This window comes from Amycolatopsis eburnea, from assembly GCF_003937945.1.
GTDB lineage: Bacteria > Actinomycetota > Actinomycetes > Mycobacteriales > Pseudonocardiaceae > Amycolatopsis > Amycolatopsis eburnea.
Map to the genome: position 1 here is coordinate 22,785 of NZ_RSEC01000036.1, position 21,895 is coordinate 44,679.

The window sequence follows — 21,895 nt, forward strand, 5'->3', positions numbered from 1 at the left end:
CGTAGCGGAGCGGCCGGGACGCGAGTTGTATTGTGGCCCGATGACGGCCGTACCCGACGCAACCGAACTGGACGGCTCCGGCCGGGCGGCCCAGCCGCGTCAGCTCATCGTGACGGTGTACGGCCTCTATTCGCGCACCGAAGGCGGCTGGCTGTCGGTCGCTTCGCTGATCGACCTGCTCGCGGCCGTCGGCGTCGACGAGCCCGCCGTGCGCTCGTCGATCTCCCGGCTGAAGCGCCGCGGCATCCTCGAAGCGGTCCGCCGGGACGCGACGGCGGGCTACGAGCTGTCCGCCGAAGCCCGCGAGATCCTGCGCGAAGGCGACGAGCGGATCTTCCGCCGCGACCGCGCGACCCCGGCCGACGGCTGGCTGCTCGCCGTGTTCTCGGTGCCGGAGACCGAACGCCACAAGCGCCACCTCCTGCGCACCCAGCTCGCCCGGATGGGCTTCGGGACGGCGGCGTCCGGTGTCTGGATCGCGCCGGCCCACCTCCACGGGGCAGCCGCCGAGGCGCTCACCCGGCTCGGCCTGGCCGGGTACGCCGACCTGTTCCGCGCCGACCACCTGGCGTTCGGCGACGTCGCCGCGAAGGTCCGCGACTGGTGGGACCTCGACCGGCTGGACGAGCTGTACACGACGTTCCTCGACGAGCACGGCCCGGCGTTGCGCCGCTGGCAGCGCCGTGAGCCGGCCGCCGGCGAGGAGGCGTTCGCCGACTACGTCCGCGTGCTGACCGGCTGGCGGCGGATGCCCTACCTCGACCCCGGCCTGCCCGCGGAGTTCCTGCCCGCCGGCTGGTCCGGGATCCGCGCGGCCGAGCTGTTCTTCGAGCTGCACGCCCGCCTTGAAACCCCGGCCCGCGCCTACGTCGCCAAGTCGATCAACCTCGGCTGAGCACCGCGAAACCCTGCACCTCGACGAGCGCTTCCTCGTCCCAGAGCCGCGCGACGCCGATGCCCGCCATCGCCGGGTACTCCGTGCCCGCGAGCCGCTTCCAGACCCGGCCGATCTCGCGCGCGTGGGCGCGGTAGTCCGGCATGTCGACGATGTAGATCGTGACGCTGCAGAGGTCTTCCGGGGACCCGCCGGCCGCGCGCAGCGACGCCAGCAGGTTGCCCAGCGCGCGCTCGAACTGCTCGACCACGCCGTCGCCGACGATCTTGTTCGACGCGTCCAGCGCCGTCTGGCCGGCCAGGAAGACGACCCGGCCCTCGGCCACCACCGCGTGCGAGAACCCGGACGGCTTGCCCAGCTCCGGCGGGTTGATGCGTTCCATGCGCACACCGTACGCCATCTTTCGCCTTATTGACGGTCGTAGTGGTGACGACATACCCTGGACGGCGTGCGTATCGCGGTCATCGGCGGCGGCCCGGCGGGCCTGTACTTCGCCGCGCTGGCGAAACAGCTCGGCCCCGGCCACGAAATCACGGTCTGGGAGCGCAACGCCCCGGACGACACGTTCGGCTTCGGCGTCGTCTTCTCCGACGAGACGCTCGGCGGCATCGAGCACGCCGACCCGGCGGTGCACGAGGCCATGAAGGCCGAGTTCGCGCGGTGGGACGACATCGACGTCCACTACCGCGGCACGGTGACCACCTCGGGCGGCCACGGCTTCGCGGCGATGAGCCGCAAGCGCCTTCTCGGCATCCTGCAGAGCCGCTGCGGCGAACTCGGCGTCGGGCTGCACTTCCGCGAGGAGGCGCCCGCGGACCTCTCGGGGTACGACCTCGTCGTCGCCGCCGACGGCCTCAACTCCGCGATCCGGAACCGGTACGCCGAGACCTTCCGGCCGAGCGTCGAAACCCGCCGGTGCCGCTACATCTGGCTGGGCACGGACCTCGTGTTCGACGCCTTCAAGTTCTACGTCCTCGACACGCCGGCCGGGATCATGCAGATCCACGGCTACCCGTACGGCCGCGACGGCAGCACGTTCATCCTCGAGGTCCAGGAAGACGTTTGGCAGCGGACATTCGGTCCCGTCGCGGCGACCTCACTCAAGCCGGGCGAGAGCGACGAGAAGTCCATCGCACTGATCCGCGAGCTGTGCGCCGACGTCCTCGACGGCCACCAGGTCATGGCGAACAACTCGAAGTGGGTTTCGTTCGGCACGGTCCGCTGCGAGACGTGGGTGCACGAGAACGTCGTTCTCCTCGGCGACGCGGCGCACACCGCGCACTTCTCGATCGGCTCCGGCACGAAGCTGGCGATGGAGGACGCGCTCGCGCTCGCCGCCTGCCTGCACGAAAACGACGGCGTCGCGGCGGCGCTCAAGGCGTACGAACTGGAACGGCGGCCGGTCGTCACGTCGACGCAGCGCGCCGCGCAGGCGAGCCTGGAGTGGTTCGAGAACATCGCGCAGTACACCCACCAGGAGCCGCCGCAGTTCGCGTTCAACATCCTCACGCGCAGCCGCCGCGTCACCTACGACAACCTCCGACTGCGCGACCCGGAGTTCGCCACCGAGCTGGACCACTGGTTCGCGCGGTCGCTCGGGACGACGTCGCGGCCGCCGATGTTCCAGCCCTACCGGCTGGGTTCGCTGGAGCTGCCGAACCGGATCGTCGTGTCCCCGATGGACATGTACTCGGCGGTCGACGGCGTGGCGGGCGACTTCCACCTGGTGCACCTGGGCAGCAAGGCGCTGGGCGGGGCCGGGCTGGTGATGACCGAGATGGTCTGCGTCTCCCCCGAAGGCCGGATCACCCCCGGCTGTGGCGGGCTGTACACGCCGGAACAGGAAGCCGCCTGGAAGCGGGTGGTGGACTTCGTGCACGCGCAGTCGCCCGCGCGCATCGGCGTCCAATTGGGACACTCCGGCCGCAAGGGCTCGACGAAACTCATGTGGGACGGCATCGACGAGCCGCTCCCGTCGGGCAACTGGGAGGTCTGCGCCCCTTCCGCCCTGCCGTACTCCGCGCGGAACCAGGTCCCGCGCGAACTGTCCACAACGGAGCTTTCCGAGATCCGGGACCAGTTCGTCGCGTGTGCTCGGGCCGCCGCCCGTGCCGGGTTCGACGTCCTCGAACTGCACTGCGCGCACGGCTACCTGCTGTCGTCGTTCCTGTCGCCGCTGACCAACCGGCGGACCGACGCCTACGGCGGCTCGCTCGAGAACCGGTTGCGCTTCCCGCTGGAAGTCTTCGACGCGGTCCGCGCCGCGTGGCCCGCCGAGCGGCCGATGACCGTCCGGATCTCGGCGACCGACTGGTGCGAGGGCGGCATCGACGCCGACGACGCCGTCGAGATCGCGCGCGCGTTCGCCTCCCACGGCGCCGCGGGGATCGACGTCTCCACCGGGCAGGTCGTCAGCGAGGAACGCCCGCAGTACGGCCGCAGCTACCAGACGCCGTACGCCGACCGGATCCGCAACGAGATCGGCGAGGAGTACGGGATCGCGGTGATCGCGGTCGGCGCGATCTCGTCGTACGACGACGTGAACTCGCTGATCCTGGCCGGGCGCGCGGACCTCTGCGCGCTGGGCCGAACGCACCTCTATGATCCACAGTGGACGCTGCACGCGGCGGCCGAGCAGGATTACCCGCTGCCGTGGCCGAAGCCGTTCGCCGCGGGCAGCCGCAAACCCCAGACCGGCCGCAGCGACGGCCCGGAACCACGCCTCGACCTCGTCCGCTCCGGGCCGGCGGGGACTGCCCATGCCCGCTGGCGACCGGGAGCTTCACAATGACCGCTTTCGCTTTGACCGCCGAGCAGCAGGCTTTCGCCGCCGAGGTCCGGCGGCTGGCCGAAGACCAGCTGCGCCCGCTCGCCGAGTCCGGTGTGGAGGGTACGGTCAACCGTCCGCTGCTCAAGGCGATGGGCACACTTGGCCTGCTCGCGCGGTTGTTCCCCGGCGTCGCGTCGGGCACGCCGTCGAGGCAGGCGGCCGCGACGGACCTGTGCATCCTGCGCGAGAACCTCGCCATGGTGAACACCGAAGCCGAGACAGCGCTGGCGTTGCAGGGCTTGGGAAGTTACCCGGTCCTGCAGTCCGGACAGGACGAACAGGTCGCGAAGTGGCTGCCCGCGGTGGCGGCAGGCGACGCGGTGGCGGCGTTCGCGCTGACCGAGCCGGACGCCGGCTCGGACGCGGCGGCGTTGTCGCTGTCCGCGGAGCCCGACGGCGACGGCTGGCGGCTCACCGGCTCGAAGATGTGGATCTCGAACGCGCCGGAAGCGGACTTCTACACGGTGTTCGCGCGCACCACCCCGGACGCGGGTTCCCGCGGCGTCAGCGCGTTCGTCGTCCCGGCCGACCGCCCCAGCCTCGGCGGCGAGCACCTCGACCTGGTCAGCCCGCACCCGATCGGCACGGTGACGTTCGACGGTGTCGAGGTCCGGCGCGACGAACTCCTCGGCGAAGAGAACCGCGGCTTCGCGGTGGCGATGCGGACGCTGGACCTGTTCCGCCCGAGCGTCGGCGCGTTCGCCGTCGGCATGGCGCAGGCGGCGCTGGACGCCACCGTTTCCCACACCGGCCAACGAGAAGCGTTCGGCGGCCCGTTGATCAAGCAGCAGGCGGTGGCCCACACGCTGGCGGAGATGGCGACCCGCACGGAAGCCGCGCGGCTGCTGGTCTACGCGGCGGCGGGCGCGTACGACGCGGGCGAGCCGAACCTCGGCGGCCGCGCGGCGATGGCGAAGCTGTTCGCGACCGAGGCCGCGCAGTTCGTCGTCGACTCCGCCGTCCAGCTGCACGGTGCCCGCGCCCTGCGCCGCGGGCACCTGCTGGAGCACCTCTACCGCGAGGTCCGCGCCCCACGCATCTACGAAGGCGCGTCGGAGATCCAGCGGACGATCATCGCGCGCTGGCTGGCGTCTTCGGCTTCCGGTCGAGCCACCACTGGCTGAGCAGCAACAGCGTCAGGATGCTCAGCGCGCCGGAAACCGTCGCGGCGCTGAGGATCATGTTGTCCTTGTCCCCGCCCCTGGGCAGGACCAGCAGGAACCCGAGTGGCGACAGGGCACGGCTCATCAGGGTGTTCATGCACATGGCGAAGCTGCGGATCATCCACTTGCGGTGGTCGGCGAAGCGCCGTTGCCGGACCGCCCGCCACCCGGCGATCGTGAACCCGAGCCACAGCAAGGCCGCCACGACGTCCAGCGCGGCGACGACCGGCCCGAACGGGCTGACCGCCCCGATCGTCGCCGCCATCACGGCGGAGGGAATGGCCCCGGCGAAGACGTAGACCCGCCCGACCCGCCGGTGCACGACGGGGTGCGTCCGCCGCAGCCACGGCCAGATCTGCAGGATGACGCCGACGATGGCGACCGTCCCGAAGGCGATGTGGACGACGAGGAACCAGTAGTGCGCGGCGAACCCGGCCGGCGCGGGCACGCGCGACCGCGCCGGATCGAGCGTGAGGTACGGCGGCACGGAGTACGCCAGGAAGACCGCGACGACGAGCGCCAGCGGCACCACCCACGGCCGCCGCCACCACGTCGGTTTCCCCTGCGCGGGTGCGGGTCTGAGCTCCGTCCGAACGGTCATGGCTACCCCCAGGTCGGCTACCCATCCGACGCTAGAAGCTTCTCCCGCCCGCCCCCATCCGGCCCACCACCGTCCCCCCGGTAGGGCCCGCCCTACCGCCAAAAGCCGTGAAGGCCACCATGAGGAACTTGACCTTCCTCATGGTGGCCTTCACGAAGTCTGGCTCAGCTGCCGCGCACCCGCCGGACGGTGTCGCGGTAGAAGTACCCGCTCTGCTTGATCGTCCGCTCCTGAGTCTCGTAGTCCACCCGGATCAGCCCGAACCGCTTCGCGTACCCGTACGCCCACTCGAAGTTGTCCAAAAGGGACCAAGCGAAGTACCCCCGCACGTCCGCCCCCGCCTCACGCGCCGCCGCCACCGCTGCGATGTGCGAGGCCAGGTAAGCCGTCCGCTGCTCGTCGCGGACGAAGCCGGAAGAGTCCGGGTCGTCGTCGAAGGCCGAGCCGTTCTCCGTGATGTACATCGGGAGGCCCGGGTAGTCGCGGCCCAGGCGGGTCAGCAGCTCGGTGAACTTGCCCGGGAGGATCTCCCAGCCCATCGCCGTCGTCGGTTCGCCGAACGGGATCACTCGGGAAGCCGGCGCCCCATCCTCGTCCACGGACGAGCCGTTCTCGTCCACGCCCGAGAACTGCTGGCCGAAGTAGTAGTTCACGCCGAGGAAGTCCAGCGGCGCCGAAATGACCGACAGGTCGCCGTCCTGGACCGGGAGCTTCACCCCGCGGGCGGCCAGGTCCTCCACCACGTCCTCCGGGTATCGCCCGTGGACCAGCGGGTCCAGGTAGATGCGGACGCCGAGGCCGTCCGCCTGGCGGGCCGCGCGGACGTCCTCCTCGGAGTCAGTCGCCGGGTCGGCCGTGCACATGTTGAGCGTGATGCCGAACTGCGTGTCCGCCGGCGCGGCCTCGCGCATCCGCTGCGTCGCGAGCCCGTGGCCGAGCAGCAGGTGGTGCACCGCGTGCAGGCCGGCCGCGTAGTCGCGCCGCCCGGGCGCCATCACGCCGTGCACGTACCCGTGCATCGCCGAGCACCACGGCTCGTTCAACGTCGTCCAGTGCCGGACGCGATCCTTCAACCGGTCGAACACCAGCATCGCGTAGTCGGCGAACCGGTACGCCGTGTCGCGCGCCGGCCAGCCGCCCGCGTCCTCCAGCTCCTGCGGCAGGTCCCAGTGGTACAGCGTGAGCCACGGCGTGATCCCGCGGCTCAGCGTCTCGTCGACCAGCCGGTCGTAGAAGCCGAGGCCCGCCTCGTTGACGCCGCCGCGGCCGCGCGGCTGGACCCGGGGCCACGCCACGGAAAAGCGGTACGTGTCCGCGCCCAGTTCGCCGACCAGCGCGATGTCGGACGGCATCCGGTGGTAGTGGTCGCACGCGACCTCACCGGTGTCGTTGTTGTCGATCGCCCACGGCACCTCGCAGAAAGTGTCCCAGATGGACGGTGTGCGCCCGTCTTCGGCGACCGCCCCTTCGATCTGGTACGCGGCGGTGGCCACGCCCCAGCGGAAGTCCGGCGGCAGGGTGTCGATCAACGCCTGCTGCTCGGCGGTCGCGGCGGTGGTCTCGGTCAAGGCTCTCCTCCAGAGGTACCGGACAGGGCGTTCAGGAAGTGGCGACGGGATGCAGCCAGCACGCCACTTCACGCGCCGGATCACCGGGCGTTCCCAACAGCGGCACGCGGTCGGGGCAGGGCTCGAAAGCCTTGGGACAGCGCGGGTGGAAGGCGCAGCCGGACGGCATCCCCCGCGTGTCCGGCGGCGACCCGGGGATCCCGGACAGCTCGCGCCGCGGCCCGCGCAGCGCGGGGAACGAGTTCAGCAGGCCGTGGCTGTACGGGTGCAGCGCGTCCCGGTAGAGGTCCGCGGCCGGCGCCTGCTCGACGATCCGGCCGCCGTACATGATCGCGATCCGGTCCGAGAACTCCACCAGCAGCGAAAGGTCGTGCGTGATGAACAGGACCGAGAACCCCAGCCGTTCGCGCAGTTCCACCAGCTGGCCGAGGATCTGCCGCTGCATCACGACGTCGAGCGCGGTCGTCGGCTCGTCCATGATGACGATCCGCGGCTCCAGCGCGAGCGCCATCGCGATCATCACGCGCTGCCGCATGCCACCGGAGAGCTGGTGCGGGCACGCCTCCAGGCGGTCGGCCGAAATCCCGACCAGCCGCAGCAGGTCCCGCGCCCGCGCCACCCGGCCCGGGCGGGACGTGCCCGGCTCGTGCGCCTTGATGACGTCGACGAGCTGCGTGACGACCTTGTGCACCGGGTTCAGCGAGTTCATCGCCCCCTGGAACACGATGGACGTCTCCGCCCACCGGAAGTCCCGCAGTTGCCTGTCGGTCAGCCGAAGGACGTCGTAGGGCTCGCCATCGGCGGGGTGGTAGATCACCTCGCCGCCGCGGATGACGCCCGGCGGCGCGAGCAGCCGCGTCAGCCCGTAGGCCAAAGTGGACTTCCCGCTGCCGCTTTCCCCGGCCAGGCCGAGCACTTCGCCGCGGTGCAGCGTCAGGTGCACATCCCGGACCGCGCGCACGGCCTCGTCGCCGACGCCGTAGTCGACGTCGAGGCCCTTGATCTCCAGTACCGGGTCCGTCATGGCGTTTCCTCTCGCCCGAGCACGGGCGTGAAGCCCACCCGCATGCGGTGCGTCTTCCCGTCGGCGCCGCGCACGCGCGCCTTGCCGCTGCCGCGCAGCCGCGGGCTGACGAACTCGTCGATGCCGAAGTTGAGCAGGGACAGCGCGGTGCCGAGGATCGCGATCGCCAGCCCGGCGGGCACGAACCACCACCACGCGCCCTGCGCGAGGGCCTGCTGGCTCTGCGCCCAGAACAGGATCGTGCCCCAGTTCCAGTTGGACAGCCCGGAGACGCCGACGAACGCCAGCGTGATCTCGGACATCACGGCGAAGATCACCGTGCCCACGAAGCTGGACGCGATCACCGCGGTCAGGTTCGGCAGGATCTCGAAGAAGATGATCCGCCACGTCGACTCGCCGGTCGCCCGCGCGGCTTCGACGTATTCCCGGCCGCGCAACGAAAGCGTCTGCGCCCGGAGGACGCGCGCGCCCCACGCCCACGACGTGAACCCGATGATCACCGCCACCAGGATGTCGCCGCCGGTCGGCACCGCACTGCCGATGATGATGATCAACGGAAGCGCCGGGATCACCAGGAAAACATTGGACAGTGCGGAGAGGCCTTCCCCGGTGTTGCCGCCGAGGTAGCCCGACGCCACGCCGACGACGACGGCGAGGATCGTCGCCACCACCCCGGCGGCCAGCCCGACCAGCATGACGCTGCGCGTGCCGACCACGACCTGGCTGAAGATGTCCTGGCCGAGGTGGGTGGTGCCGAACCAGTGCCGCCCGGACGGCGCCTCCAGCAGATCGCTGCTGCGCGCCGACGGGTCGTACGGCGCGATCCAGTCGCCGATGACCGCGAGCACCAGGAAGAACACGATGACGGCCAGGCCGGTGCCGGTCTTGCCGCCGGTCAGGAACCGGAACCGGCGCCGCCGCGCGACCGCGTCGACGGGGAGGGCTTGGGCGGCTTTGACGTCCGCCGCGGGTACGGCCATGTCAGCCCTCCTTCCGGGTACGCGGGTCGAGCGCGAGGTAGGCGACGTCGGCGAACAGGTTCGCCACGAGCACGGACAGCGTGATGATCAGGAAGATGCCCTGCATCAGCGGGTAGTCCTGGGAGCCGACCGCCTGGAACAGCTGGAAGCCGACGCCGGGGTAGGAGAAGACGATCTCCACCAGCAGCGTGCCGCCGACGATGAAGCCCAGGGCCAGCGCGAAGCCGGACACGCTCGGCAGCAGCGCGTTGCGCGCCGCGTACCCGACCATCACGCGGCGCTCGGGCAGGCCCTTGGCGTGCGCGACCGTCACGTAGTCCTCGGAGGCGACGGTGACCATCATGTTGCGCATGCCCAGGATCCAGCTGCCCATCGAGCTGATCAGGATGGTGAGCGCGGGCAGCAGGCTGTGCTGGATCGCGCTGCCGATGAACGTGCCGTCCCAGCCGGGCACCGTGCCCGGGTCGTAGCCGCCGGACGACGGGAAGAAGCTGCCCGGGCCGGCCAGCAGCGTCAGCGCGATCAGGCCGAGCCAGAAGTACGGGATCGACGAGAGGAACGTCGTCACCGGCAGCAGGCCGTCGACCCACGAGCCGCGCTTCCACCCGGCGACCACGCCGAGGCCGGTGCCGATGGCGAAGCCGACGACCGTGGTGATGCCGACCAGGATGATCGTCCACGGCAGGCTGTCGCCGAGCAGCTCGGACACCGGCGTCGGGAAGAACGTGAACGAGATCCCGAGGTCGCCGCGGAAGAGCTGGCCCCAGTAGTCGAAGTACTGGGAGAGCAGGCTTTCGTTCTTGTCGAGTCCGAACAGGACGTACAGCGACTGGACCGCGTCCTGGCTGATCATGCCCTGGTTCTTCGCGATCAGCGACTGCACCGGGTCGCCCGGGATCAGCCGCGGGATGAAGAAGTTGATGGTGACGGCGGCCCACGCGGTGAAGACGTAGAAGGCCAGCCGTTGCAGCAGGTACCTCATCCGGCGGCCCCGTCGTACAGCCAGCACGCGGCCCAGTGCCCGGGCGCGTCGTCGACCTCGAACCGCGGCGGCAGCTCGGTCCGGCACCGCTCCATCGCCACCGGACAACGCGGGTGGAACCGGCACCCGGACGGCGGATCGATCAAGCTCGGCGGCTCCCCCTCCGGCACTTTCACGTGAAAGCTCCGGTTGTCCACACCCGGGTCCGGCACTTTCACGTGAAAGTGCCGGTTGTCCACAGGGCCGAGGCGGTCGGGGTCGGGCGCGGAGTCGATGAGCAGACGCGTGTACGGGTGCGCCGGCCGCTGCGTGATGGTCTCGCTGTCGCCGCCTTCGACCATCCGGCCGGCGTACATCACCATCGTCTCGTCGGCGAAGTAGCGCGCCGACGCGATGTCGTGCGTGATGTACAGGATCGCCAGGTGCAGGCGTTCCTTGAGGTCCCGCAACAGGTTCAGCACGCCGAGCCGGATGGAGACGTCCAACATGGACACCGGCTCGTCGGCCAGCAGCGCCTCCGGGTCGGCGCCGAGCGCCCGCGCGATCGCGACGCGCTGGCGCTGGCCACCGGACAGCTCGTGCGGGAACTTGTCGACGTACCGCTCGGGCGGGGTCAGCTGGACGCGGGAAAGCAGCTCGTGCAACGACTTTTCGAGGTCGTCGCCGGCCCGGCCGTGGATCTTCAGCGCCCGCGTCAGGTGGTAGCGCACGGTGTGCACCGGGTTCAGCGACGCGAACGGGTCCTGGAAGATCATCTGCACCCGGCGCGCGTAGGCGCGGAACGCCTTGCCGTGCTTGACGTTCACTTCCTCGCCGTGCAGCCGGATGTCGCCGCCGGTCCGCGGGTAGATCCCCGCGAGCAGGCGCGCGACCGTCGACTTGCCCGAACCGGACTCGCCGACCAGCGCGGTGACCCGGCCCCGCCGCAGCGTCAGGGTCACGTCGTCGACGGCCTGGATGCTGCGCTTCGGGCCGGTCAGCGCGGCCCGGCCGCGCCGTCGCACCGGGAAGTGCTTGGTGAGCCCGGCCGCCTCGAGGACAACGGGGAGGTCCCCCTCCGACCCGACGGCGACGGGGTCGGAGGGGGACTGCTCGGTCGTCACAGCTGAATCCGCCATCGCTCAGGCCGACGGCTTCAGGTGCAGGACGATGTCGAGCGCGTTGCGCAGCGTCGGCTGGGCCGGCGCGTACGGGTTGGCCTCGTCCGGCCAGCCCGTCCAGTTCTTCGTGCTGTACTCGCCGCCGGAGTTGGCCGCCGACGTCGGGATCATCGGCTGCTGGTCGATCATGATCTTCTGCAGCGTCGCCATCGCGGCGGTGCGGGCGGCGTCGTCCTCGGCGTTGGCGTAGGTCTCGAGCGCCTTGGTGGCCTCGTCGTTCTTGAAGCGGCCGTAGTTGCCGTTGATGCCACCCTGGCCGGTCGGCTTGTAGCGGTTGCCGTCCATCACGTCGCGGTACATGTCGTACGGCGTCGCGCCGTCGTTGGTCCAGTGCATCAGGCCTTCGAAGTCACCGGTGTCGACCGACTTGATCCACGCATCCTGGTTCATCTTCTCGACCGTGGCGGTGATGCCGATCTGCGCCAGGTTGTCCTTGATGATCTCCAGGTCGGTGATGTAGTCCGACCAGCCGGACGGGACGGTGAGCTTGATGGCGACCGGCTTGCCGCTCGGGTCGGCCAGCTTGTCACCGGTGAACTTGTAGCCCGCGCCGGTCAGCAGCGCCTTGGCACCCGGGACGTCGACCTGCACCGTCTGCCCCTTGTACTGCGGCGCGATGAACGGGTCGCCCGCCGGCGTGGGGATGCCGGTGACCTGGTCGTTCTTCGGGTAGAAGTAGCCGGCCTCGCCCTGGTTGAAGATGTCGTCGCGGTTGATCACCTTGCTGACCGCCTGCCGCAGCTTCGCGTCGTTCCACGGCGCCTTCTCGGTGTTGAACCACAGGCCGTGCACGGCGAGCTGCGCGGGGAACCACAGCTTGTAGTGCTGCGGGTCCTTGCTGGTGTAGACCGCCTTGTAGTTCGGGATGAAGACGAAGCTCCACTCCGAAGCGCCGCTGACCAGCGCGTTCACCTGCGCGTTGTTGTCGGTGTAGGAGGTGTAGCGGATCTCCTTGACCTTCGGCGCTTCCTGCCAGTAGCCGTCGCGGCGGACGACGATCATCGTCTGCGGCGTGGCCGACTTCAGCGTGTACGGGCCGGTGCCGATCGGGTTCTTCACGGTGTCGAGCGCCGGGTCCTTGATGCCCTGCCAGACGTGCTTGGGCACGACGAGGGTCTGCAGGATCTTGAGCTGGTTGACGAACTGGGAGCTCTCGAAGCCCAGCGTCACCTGGTTGCCGGCCGCGGCGATGTCCTTGTACGGCACGGCGTCGACGTTCAGCGCCTTGTTGTCGCGCAGCAGCTGGAAGGTGTAGGCGACGTCCTCGGCGGTCATCGGCTGGCCGTCGGAGAACTTGACGCCGTCGCGGATGGTGAGGACGAGCTTCTTGTAGTTGTCCGCCCAGTCCCACTTCGTCGCCAGCCACGGCTTGCCGGGCTCCTGCGGCTTGACGCGGTTGTGCATGACCAGGGGCTCGTAGATCATCCAGCGGTAGCCCATGTTGGACAGCGCGGACGTCTCGAGGAACGGGTTGTTGTTCTCCGACTGCGGGCCGTCGGGCTTGCCGACGTTGAGCACGGCGTCGGGGTTGCCCTGTGCGGCGTTCGAGCTGCCGCTGCCCCCGCACGCGGTCAGGCCGCCCACGGCCATGACGGCTACCAGCGCTGCGACGATGGAGCGCTTGACTCGCATCGGTCCTCCTAGCTATCGACGGCTTCCTGTGTCGACTGGTAGCGAGCCCCGACCGCCGGCGACCGAACGACGTCGAGAAGTCAACCCGGGTGACTCGGGTCACGTCAATAACACGGCGGTAACGTTTTGTGCCTAAGTTTAAGTACTGAAAGAACTGGCGGTCTAGACCTGCTGTTCGAACTACTCCTTGCGACGCAAGGGAATCAGCCGGTCCGGCCCCCACTGGCCAGCAACTGCGCGATCGGCAGCGTCGCCGCGCCGAGCGCGACCGCCTCCGGTCCGAGCCTGCCGAGGACGACCTCGGTGCGCCCGGCGAGGTAGTCGAGCGCGTGGCGGCCGACGGCGTCGCGGACGGCGGGCAGGATCGCCGGGCCCATGATCGCGCCCGCCGAACCGGCGAGCACGACCCGGTCCGGGCTGAGCAAGTTGATCAGGTTGGCGATGCCGATCCCCAGGTATTCGCCGGTTTCGGCGAGCACGTCGGCGGCCGGGCCGGGTTCGGCGGCCGCCGCCACGATGTGCGCGAGTTCGACGTCGCTTTCGTCCCCGATGACCGGTTGCTTGCCGACGCGGGCGGCGTAGTGCCGGACGACCGCCTCGGTGCCGACGTAGGCCTCCAGGCAGCCGTGCGAGCCGCACCGGCAGGGCGCGCCGGCCGCCTTCACGACGGTGTGGCCCCACTCGCTGGTCGTGATGCCGGGGTGCGACCGCCCGGCCGTGGCGACGGCGGCCCCGACCCCGACGCCGAGCAGGGCGACGATGGCGCGTTCGGCACCCCGGCCGGCGCCGCGCCAGGTCTCCGCCTGCCCGAGCGTGCGGGCCCGGTTGTCCAGGTGGAGGGGCGCGTCGATGTGCGGGTGGACGAGGTCGCCGAAGGCCACGCCGCGCCAGCCGAGGGTGGGCGCGTGCACGACCCCGCCGTCGCGGACCGCGCCGGGCACCCCGATGCCGACGCCGAAGACCTTGTGCGGTTCGCCGCCTTCGAGCACTTCGGCGATGCCGGTGCGCACCAGCCCGGCCACTTCGCCCGGGTCGAGCCGGGTGCCGACGAGCGGGTGGCGCACCGTGCCGAGGGTGCCGAGCGCGCAGTCGAAGAGGCCGACCTCGACGTGCGTTTCGCCGACGTCGACGCCCACGACGTGCCCGAAGTCGGGCCGCACGGCGAGCAGCGTCCGCGGCCGCCCGCCGTCCGATTCGACCGAGCCGGCCTCGGCGACGACGCCATCGGCGATGAGTTCGGAGACGACGTTGGTAACGGTGGCGGCCGAAAGTCCCGATTCAGCTACTAGTTCCAGCCTGCTGACGGGACCGCGGAGGTACAGGGAGGAGAGGAGTGCCGCGCGGTTGTGCCGTCGGAGGTCTCGGGTCGTCTGACGCACCACCTGGGTCACCTGGGGGATTGTGCCAGAGACCGTCCGTGCGACCATCGGTTCGGGACTTAGTTCACCACTTAATACATAGCCACAACTTACGGTGATCAGGCATCCTGGTCGACAGCCGGTAAGTTTTCAGATGGGTTGCCCATGGCGAGCAAGCGCACCACCGTCCGTGATCTGCGGCGGCACAACCGTTCCCTGCTGCTGTCGAAACTGTACTTCGACGGCCCGCTGTCGCGGCACGAACTCAGCCAGCTCACCGGATTGAGCGCCGCGACGGTCAGCAACGTGACCGCGGAACTGGGCGAAGAACGCCTCATCACGGAGGCCGGCCAGGTGGAGTCCGACGGCGGCCGCCCGCGCGTGCTGCTGCGCGTCGACCCGGCGTACGGGCACGTGGCCGGCGTCGACATCGGCGAAACCGGCGTCAAGGTGGAGCTGTTCGACCTGGCGATGAACCGGCTGGCGACGGTCGAGCACCCGCTCCCGAAGGCCCCGGACGCGGCGACGGCGGTCGAGCAGGTGACGTCCGGGCTGCGCGAGGTGTTCGCGACAGCGGGCATCGACGAATCGGCGGTCCTGGGCGTGGGCATCGGCGTCCCGGGCACGGTCGAGCAGGGCGCGCGGGTGCTGGTGCACGCGCCGACGGTGGGCTGGGACGCGGTCCCGCTGGTGTCGCTGCTGCGCGACGCCGGCGTCGGACTGCCGCTGTTCGTGGACAACGGCGCGAAGACCCAGGGCCAGGCGGAAATGTGGTTCGGCGCGGGCCGCGGCGCCCGCCACGCGGTGATCGCCCTGATCGGCTCGGGCGTCGGCGCGGCGGTGGTGACGGACGGGACGACCTACCGCGGCTCGACGAGCAGCGCGGGCGAATGGGGCCACACGACGATCGCGTACGGCGGCCAGGAGTGCCGCTGCGGCGCGCGCGGCTGCCTGGAGGCGTACATCGGCGCGGGCGGGGTGCTGGCGCGGTACCGCCGGGCGCGGGGCAAGGACGTCACGGGCGAGGACGAGCAGGCCCAGTTCACGGCGTTGCTGGAGGCGGCGGCCCGCTCGAAGACGGCGGCGAAGGTCCTCGACGAGACGGCCGGGTACCTGGGCGCGGGGATCGCGAACCTGATCAACCTGTTCAACCCCGAGCGGATCGTGATCGGCGGATGGGCCGGGCTGGCGCTGGGCGAGCAGCTGCTCCCGCGGATCCGATCCGCGGCCGGCGAACACGCGCTGCGGCACCCGTTCAGCCAGACGTCGATCCAGCTGGGGTCGCTGGGCTTGGACGCGGTGGCGACCGGAGCGGCGACGTTGCCGGTGGCGGATCTGCTGGAGCAGGGTGCGACGTCCCGGCTGGCGAAGCCGGGCACCCCGGGAGCGCCGGACTCCGACGCGGCCTGAGCCGGGGCCGCCGGGCCCGTCCGCACGGCCGCCTCCGCAGGGCCTCCCCGCGCGGCCGCCTCCGCAGGGGCTCCAAGCGGCCTCCCCGCGCACAGCCCGCCTCCGCAGGGCCCGCACCCGCACAGCTTGCCGCCGCCCAGCCACGGCCCGCCCGCACACGGCCCGCCTCCGAACGGCCGCACAGCCCGCCGCCGCACGACCGCACAGCCCGCCGCCGCACAGCCCGCCGCCGCACAGCCCGCCGCCGCACAGCCCGCCCTCCCTAGGGGGACCGCCCCGCTCCAGCGTATCGAGGCGCCCCGACAATCCCGGCCGAATTCACGCCGCAACGCCCAGTTGTCCACACCCCGCACGAGTTGTGGACAACCGGCCGACACACACCGCACCACGCCGCACCAGAGCCACCCCTCCGAGCACGAGCCAAAGCACGGGTGCCCCGCTCACCGGGACCCCGGGTCACCGCAGCTCACCGTCACCCACCCACCCTTAATTCGGGTTGAAAAAAAATGACCGGCCGACTGTTGCCCGGCTTGTCTGGACCATGCATACTTTGTTGCCAGGCACAACAAAGCGCCCGTCCCCGAGCCACCCCGCCCCGGCTCGAGGGCCCCGCCGCGCCTGCCGCCGCCCCGGCATGCGAGGCACCTCCCCCTCCCCGCGTTCCGTGCTGCGCGCGGAACGCCGTCCCCCAACGGTGAGAGAGGCGACAACGATGTCCACCTCGAAACTCCGCAAGAGATGGGCGGCGCTCTTCGCCGCCTGTTCGCTCCTCCTCCTCGGGCAGCAAGCGCTGACCGCGCCGGCCGCCGAAGCCGCGGCCACCTTCACCGATGACTTCAACGGGCCCGCCGGGTCCGCCGTCGACGGGTCGAAGTGGCAGCTCGAGACCGGCGACAACGTCAACAACCACGAGCGGCAGTACTACACCTCCGGCACGAACAACGCCCAGCTCGACGGGCAGGGCCACCTCGTCATCACGGCCAAGAAGGAAAACCCCGGCAACTACAACTGCTGGTACGGCCGCTGCGAGTACACCTCCGCCCGGCTCAACACCGCCGGCAGGTTCAGCCAGGCCTACGGCCACTTCGAGACGCGCATGAAACTCCCGCGCGGCCAAGGGATGTGGCCCGCGTTCTGGATGCTCGGCGGCGGGAACTGGCCCACCGACGGCGAAATCGACGTCATGGAGAACGTCGGGTTCGAGCCGAACACCGTGCACGGCACCATCCACGGCCCCGGCTACTCCGGCTCCGGTGGCATCGGCGCGGCCTACACCGGCCCGAACTTCTCCGACGACTTCCACACCTACGCCGTCGACTGGGCGCCCAACCAGATCAAGTGGTACGTCGACGGGAACCTCTACCAGACGCGCACGCCGGCCGACCTGAACGGCAACCGCTGGGTCTACGACCACAGCTTCTTCCTCATCCTGAACCTCGCCGTCGGCGGGTACTGGCCCGGCGATCCCAACAGCAGCACGCAGTTCCCGCAGCAGCTGGTCGTCGACTACGTCCACGTCACCAACACCTCGGGCGGCGGCAGCGGCCGGACCGGCACCATCACCGGCATCGGTGGCAAGTGCGTCGACGTCGCGGGCGCGAGCAGCGCCAACGGGACGCCGATCCAGATCACCGACTGCAACGGGAACGCCGCGCAGAGCTGGACGATCGGCACCGACGGCACCATCCGCGCGCTCGGCAAGTGCATGGACGTCGCCGCCGCGGGCACCGCGGACGGGACGCCGGTGCAGCTCTACGACTGCAACGGAACCGGCGCCCAGCAATGGGTCGTCACCGGGGCGCGCGACATCGTGAACCCCAACGCGAACAAGTGCCTCGACGCGACGGGCAACAGCTCCGCGAACGGCACCCGGCTGCAGATCTGGACCTGCACCGGCGGCGCCAACCAGAAGTGGACCACTCCCTGAGCTTTGCCCCATAAGGAGAATCAAGTGCGGCGAATCCTCGTCGCGCTAATGGGGTGCGCCCTGTTAGCGCTTTCCCTCACCACCGGCTCCGCCCAAGCGGCGGTCGAAGCGGGTCCGTCCGCGAGCCAGCTGCTCGCCAAAACGCAGAACTGCCAACAGATCTCCAACGGCAAGTATTCCTTCGACGAAGGTGGCGCGGCCACCGTGCCGGTCTGCCAGACCAACGGCGCCGTGTTCTTCACCGCCGACATGGACATCGACTGCGACGGCGTCCGCACCACGCAGTGCAACGAGAACACCGACTGCTGCTTCTACCCCGACACCGCGTTCCACACCTCGACCGACCAGCCGCTCAACGCGGCACAGCTGCCGTACATCGTCCTCCCGCAACCGACGTCCACATGGGACTACCGCAACTACGGGATCGACGGCGGCTCGGTCGTGGCGGTGATCTACAACAACCAGGTCACCTACGCGGTCGTCGGCGACACCGGCCCGACGAGCATCATCGGCGAAGCGTCCTACGCCACCGCCGTCAGCCTCGGCATCAACCCCGACCCGAAGAACGGCGGCACCGAAGGGCCGGTCACGTACGTCGTGTTCCCGAACACGCACGTGAACCCGATCGAAAACCACGCGAACGCGGTCAGTCTCGGCGAACAGGTCGCCACGCAGTTCGTCGGCGGCACCACACCGCCGCCCGCCGGGACCGCCGGGCCGATCAAGGGCATCGGCGGCAAGTGCGTCGACGTCGCGGGCGCGAACAACGCCAACGGCACCGCCGTCCAGCTCTACGACTGCAACGGGACCAACGCTCAACAGTGGACGGTCGGCACCGACGGAACAGTGAAGGCACTCGGCAAGTGCCTCGACGTCACCAGCGCGGGCACCGCGAACGGCACGCCGACCCAGCTGTGGGACTGCAACGGCTCGGGCGCCCAGAAGTGGACGGCCAACGCGGCGAAGAACCTCGTCAACACCGGCTCGGGCAAGTGCCTCGACGCCACCGGCAACTCCAGCGCCAACGGCACCCGGTTGCAGATCTGGACCTGCGGGACCGGCGCGAACCAGAAGTGGACGCTCCCATGAGAAAACTGCTCACGCTGCTCGGCGTGACCGCGCTCGCCGCGGCCGCCTTCGCCGCGCCCGCGCAGGCCGCGGGCGAAACCGTCAACATCTGGCTCACCACCACCAGCGACTCCGGCGGCCGGACGGTCACCCGCGGTCTCCAGCAGCAGACGCCGGTCACGTTCGCCTCGGGCACCGGCACCGGTGGCGTGACCATCAACGTCAACGAAGGCACCACCTACCAACAGTTCGAGGGCGGCGGCGCGTCCTTCACGGACACCGCGGCGTGGCTGATGAACTCCAGCGGCGCGCTTTCCCAGGCGACCCGCGACGACACGATGCGCAAACTGTTCGACCCGAACAGCGGCATCGGGCTGAGCTTCATCCGCAACCCGCTCGGCGCGTCCGACCTGGCCCGCTACAGCTACACCTTCGACGACATGCCGGCCGGGCAGACCGACCCGAACCTGACGCACTTCTCGATCGCGCACGACCAGGCCGACGTGCTGCCGCTCACCAAGCAGGCCAAGCAGCTCAACCCGCAGGCCAAGGTGATGGCGTCGCCGTGGAGCGCGCCGCCGTGGATGAAGGACAACGACAGCTACCTGCTCGGCTGGGTCGAATCGCAGTACTACCCCGCCTACGCGCAGTACTTCGTCAAGTACCTCCAGGCCTACCGGGACGCGGGCGTGCCGATCGACTACGTCTCGATGCAGAACGAGCCGACGTGCTGCGCGAGCTACCCGTCGACCAACTGGAACGGTACCGGGCTCGCGTACTTCGCGAAGAACAACCTGCTGCCCGCGCTGCAGAACGCGGGTCTGTCCACAAAGGTCCTCGCGCTCGACTGGAACTGGGACACCTACGCGTCCTACGGCGCGCCGACCCTGGACGACTCGGCTATCCGCAACCACCCCAACTTCGGCGGCGTCGCCTGGCACGGCTACGGCGGTGACATCGCGCAGCAGACGACCACGCACAACCAGTACCCGAACGTCAACGCCTACTCGACCGAGCACTCCGGCGGCACCTGGATCTCCAACCAGCAGGCCGAAGACATGAACAACATCGTGGACTACACCCGGAACTGGTCGAAGAGCTTCGTCAAGTGGAGCCTCGGCGTCGACCAGAACATGGGCCCGCACAACGGCGGCTGCGGCACCTGCACCGGCCTGATCACCGTCCACAACGGAGACTCGCGCAGCGGGCAGGTCGACTACACCGTCGAGTACTACACGATGGGCCACCTGACCAAGTTCGTGAAGCCGGGCGCGTACCGGATCGACTCGAACGACAACTCGACCGTCCGCAACGTCGCCTGGAAGAACCCGGACGGCTCGAAGGCGCTGATCGCGTACAACTCGAGCACCGGCAACCAGAGCGTCCGCGTGAACTGGGGCAATTCGTCGTTCACCTACACGCTCCCGGGCCACACGTCGGCGACCTTCACGTGGAGCGGTAACCAAGGCAACAGCGGCAAGACCGGCCCGATCACCGGAATCGGCGGCAAGTGCGTCGACGTCGCGGGCGCGAACAGCGCCAACGGCACCGCCGTCCAGCTCTACGACTGCAACGGCACCAACGCTCAACAATGGACGGTCGGCACCGACGGAACCCTGAAGGCGCTCGGCAAGTGCCTCGACGTCACCGGCCAGTCCACAGCGGACGGAGCGCAACTGCAGCTCTGGGACTGCGGCGGGACCGCCAACCAGAGATGGGCGGCCACCGCGGCCAAGGACATCGTCGGTGCCGGGTCGAACAAGTGCGTCGACGCCACCGGCAACTCCAGCGCCAACGGCACCCGGCTGCAGATCTGGACCTGCACCGGCGCCGCCAACCAGAAGTGGAACGTGCCCGCATGAGGAAACGAGCAGCATTCGGCGCCCTGATCGCCGCTTCCGCGCTGGTGTTCGCCCCGAGCGTCGCGCACGCGGCTACCGGCCCGATCACCGGTATCGGCGGCAAGTGCGTCGACGTCAACGCGGCGAGCACCGCCAACGGCACGGCCATCCAGCTCTACGACTGCAACGGCACCGGCGCTCAACAGTGGACGGTCGGCAGCGACGGATCCCTGCAGGCGCTGGGCAAGTGCCTCGACGTGACGAGCGCCGGCACCGCGAACGGCACGCAGATCCAGCTCTGGGACTGCAACGGCTCGGGCGCCCAGAAGTGGACGGCCAACGCGGCGAAGAACCTCGTCAACACCGGCTCCGGCAAGTGCCTCGACGCCACCGGCAACTCCAGCGCCAACGGCACGCGGCTGCAGATCTGGACGTGCGCGAGCACGGCCAACCAGCAGTGGACGCTCCCGAGCGGGAACACGACGCCGTCGCCGGGCCTGATGGCCGTCGCGCCGTACCTCTACAACGGCTGGGGCGACCCGCCGAGCCCGCAGACGATCCAGAATGCCACCGGCGTCAAGTGGTTCACGCTCGCGTTCATCCTGTCCAACGGCTACTGCAACCCGCAGTGGGACGGCGGACGGGCACTCACCGGCGGCGTCGACCAGAACACGATCAACGCGGTCCGGGCGGGCGGCGGCGACGTCATCCCGTCGTTCGGCGGCTACTCCGGCAACAAGCTGGAGTCGTCGTGCGGCAGCGCGGGCGAGCTGGCGGCGGGCTACCAGAAGGTGATCAACGCCTACGGCCTCAAGGCGATCGACATCGACATCGAGGCCGACGCGTACAGCAACCCGACGGTGCAGCAGCGCACGGTCGACGCGCTGAAGACGGTCCGGGCGAACAACCCGGGCATCAAGATCTACGTCACGTTCGGCACCGGGCAGTCCGGACCGGACAACAGCCTGGTCAACCGCGCGGCGCAGTCCGGCCTCACGGTCGACGGCTGGGTCATCATGCCGTTCGACTTCGGCGGCGCCGGCCAGAACATGGGCACGCTGACGCAGCGGGCCGCCGAGGGCCTCAAGAACGTCGTCAAGAGCGCGTACGGCTACGACGACGACACCGCCTACCGGCACATGGGCATCTCGTCGATGAACGGCATCACGGACAACAACGAGACGGTCACCCTGGCCGACTTCACCACCATCCTGGGCTACGCCAGCCAGCACCACCTGGCCCGGTTGACGTTCTGGTCGGCCAACCGCGACCGCCCCTGCCCGGGCGCCTACCCGAACAACGACACCTGTTCGGGTGTTTCCCAGCAGGCGTGGGACTTCACCCGCACCTTCGCCCGCTACACCGGCTGATCCCTCGAGAAAGTCCGTGAAGGCCTCCTTACCGGTCATAAAAGCCGGTAAGGAGGCCTTCACGGCTTTGGGGAGCGGGACTGCCG

General features: G+C 69.9%; 17 protein-coding genes. 8 read left to right on the forward strand and 9 right to left on the reverse strand.

The genetic code is table 11. From position 1 onward, the window contains the following. Positions 1-40: 40 nt before the first annotated feature. Positions 41-895: a PaaX family transcriptional regulator gene (locus EIY87_RS12560; RefSeq protein ID WP_125307894.1), complete on the forward strand. Its 855-nt coding sequence runs from the start codon at positions 41-43 to the stop codon at positions 893-895. Here the strand turns inward: EIY87_RS12560 and EIY87_RS12565 are convergent. Then, positions 882-1,277, reverse strand: coding sequence for a RidA family protein (locus tag EIY87_RS12565; RefSeq protein ID WP_125307895.1), 396 nt, complete (start codon positions 1,275-1,277; stop codon positions 882-884). The two genes, EIY87_RS12560 and EIY87_RS12565, sit on opposite strands and share 14 nt — an antisense overlap. A 66-nt stretch (positions 1,278-1,343) precedes the next feature. Between EIY87_RS12565 and EIY87_RS12570 the strand changes: the two genes are divergently transcribed. Further along, on the forward strand, positions 1,344-3,686 hold the full coding sequence (locus tag EIY87_RS12570) for a bifunctional salicylyl-CoA 5-hydroxylase/oxidoreductase (protein ID WP_125307896.1): 2,343 nt from the start codon (positions 1,344-1,346) through the stop codon (positions 3,684-3,686). Beyond that, positions 3,683-4,849 carry an acyl-CoA dehydrogenase family protein gene (locus EIY87_RS12575; protein ID WP_125307897.1) on the forward strand — a complete coding sequence of 389 codons (1,167 nt, stop codon included), beginning with the start codon at positions 3,683-3,685 and terminating at the stop codon, positions 4,847-4,849. The genes EIY87_RS12570 and EIY87_RS12575 overlap by 4 nt, the downstream gene beginning before the upstream one ends. Here EIY87_RS12575 and EIY87_RS12580 read toward each other — a convergent pair. From EIY87_RS12580 to EIY87_RS12615, 8 genes are all read right to left on the reverse strand, one after another. Then, positions 4,797-5,420, reverse strand: coding sequence for a DUF2306 domain-containing protein (locus EIY87_RS12580; RefSeq protein ID WP_125309677.1), 624 nt, complete (start codon positions 5,418-5,420; stop codon positions 4,797-4,799). The two genes, EIY87_RS12575 and EIY87_RS12580, sit on opposite strands and share 53 nt — an antisense overlap. A 233-nt stretch (positions 5,421-5,653) precedes the next feature. Next, positions 5,654-7,057: a GH1 family beta-glucosidase gene (locus EIY87_RS12585; protein ID WP_125307898.1), complete on the reverse strand. Its 1,404-nt coding sequence runs from the start codon at positions 7,055-7,057 to the stop codon at positions 5,654-5,656. Between the two features lie 31 nt (positions 7,058-7,088). Continuing rightward, on the reverse strand, positions 7,089-8,081 hold the full coding sequence (locus tag EIY87_RS12590) for an ABC transporter ATP-binding protein (protein WP_125307899.1): 993 nt from the start codon (positions 8,079-8,081) through the stop codon (positions 7,089-7,091). After that, a complete protein-coding gene (locus EIY87_RS12595; protein ID WP_125307900.1) occupies positions 8,078-9,061 on the reverse strand; it encodes an ABC transporter permease in 984 nt (327 codons plus the stop codon). The genes EIY87_RS12590 and EIY87_RS12595 overlap by 4 nt, the downstream gene beginning before the upstream one ends. A 1-nt stretch (position 9,062) precedes the next feature. Continuing rightward, positions 9,063-10,043 (reverse strand): ABC transporter permease, encoded by a 981-nt coding sequence (locus tag EIY87_RS12600; RefSeq protein WP_125307901.1) that lies wholly within the window; start codon positions 10,041-10,043, stop codon positions 9,063-9,065. After that, positions 10,040-11,146 carry an ABC transporter ATP-binding protein gene (locus EIY87_RS12605; RefSeq protein WP_125307902.1) on the reverse strand — a complete coding sequence of 369 codons (1,107 nt, stop codon included), beginning with the start codon at positions 11,144-11,146 and terminating at the stop codon, positions 10,040-10,042. The genes EIY87_RS12600 and EIY87_RS12605 overlap by 4 nt, the downstream gene beginning before the upstream one ends. An 18-nt stretch (positions 11,147-11,164) precedes the next feature. Next, positions 11,165-12,835 (reverse strand): ABC transporter substrate-binding protein, encoded by a 1,671-nt coding sequence (locus tag EIY87_RS12610; RefSeq protein WP_191984069.1) that lies wholly within the window; start codon positions 12,833-12,835, stop codon positions 11,165-11,167. Positions 12,836-13,038: 203 nt separating this feature from the next. Next, positions 13,039-14,226 (reverse strand): ROK family transcriptional regulator, encoded by a 1,188-nt coding sequence (locus EIY87_RS12615; protein WP_125307903.1) that lies wholly within the window; start codon positions 14,224-14,226, stop codon positions 13,039-13,041. 132 nt (positions 14,227-14,358) lie between these two features. Here EIY87_RS12615 and EIY87_RS12620 point away from each other — a divergent pair, with 132 nt between their 5' ends. The 5 genes from EIY87_RS12620 (at position 14,359) to EIY87_RS12640 (ending at position 21,809) form a co-directional block, all read left to right on the forward strand. Further along, positions 14,359-15,603 (forward strand): ROK family transcriptional regulator, encoded by a 1,245-nt coding sequence (locus tag EIY87_RS12620; protein ID WP_125307904.1) that lies wholly within the window; start codon positions 14,359-14,361, stop codon positions 15,601-15,603. Between the two features lie 712 nt (positions 15,604-16,315). Beyond that, a complete protein-coding gene (locus EIY87_RS12625) occupies positions 16,316-17,530 on the forward strand; it encodes a glycoside hydrolase family 16 protein (protein WP_125307905.1) in 1,215 nt (404 codons plus the stop codon). 24 nt (positions 17,531-17,554) lie between these two features. Beyond that, on the forward strand, positions 17,555-18,619 hold the full coding sequence (locus EIY87_RS12630) for a glycoside hydrolase family 75 protein (protein WP_225439848.1): 1,065 nt from the start codon (positions 17,555-17,557) through the stop codon (positions 18,617-18,619). Then, entirely contained in the window at positions 18,616-20,460 is a 1,845-nt protein-coding gene (locus EIY87_RS12635) for a ricin-type beta-trefoil lectin domain protein (protein WP_191984070.1), read from the forward strand. Before EIY87_RS12630 ends, EIY87_RS12635 begins: the two co-directional genes overlap by 4 nt. Continuing rightward, a complete protein-coding gene (locus EIY87_RS12640) occupies positions 20,457-21,809 on the forward strand; it encodes a chitinase (protein WP_125307906.1) in 1,353 nt (450 codons plus the stop codon). The genes EIY87_RS12635 and EIY87_RS12640 overlap by 4 nt, the downstream gene beginning before the upstream one ends. Positions 21,810-21,895: the final 86 nt, after the last annotated feature.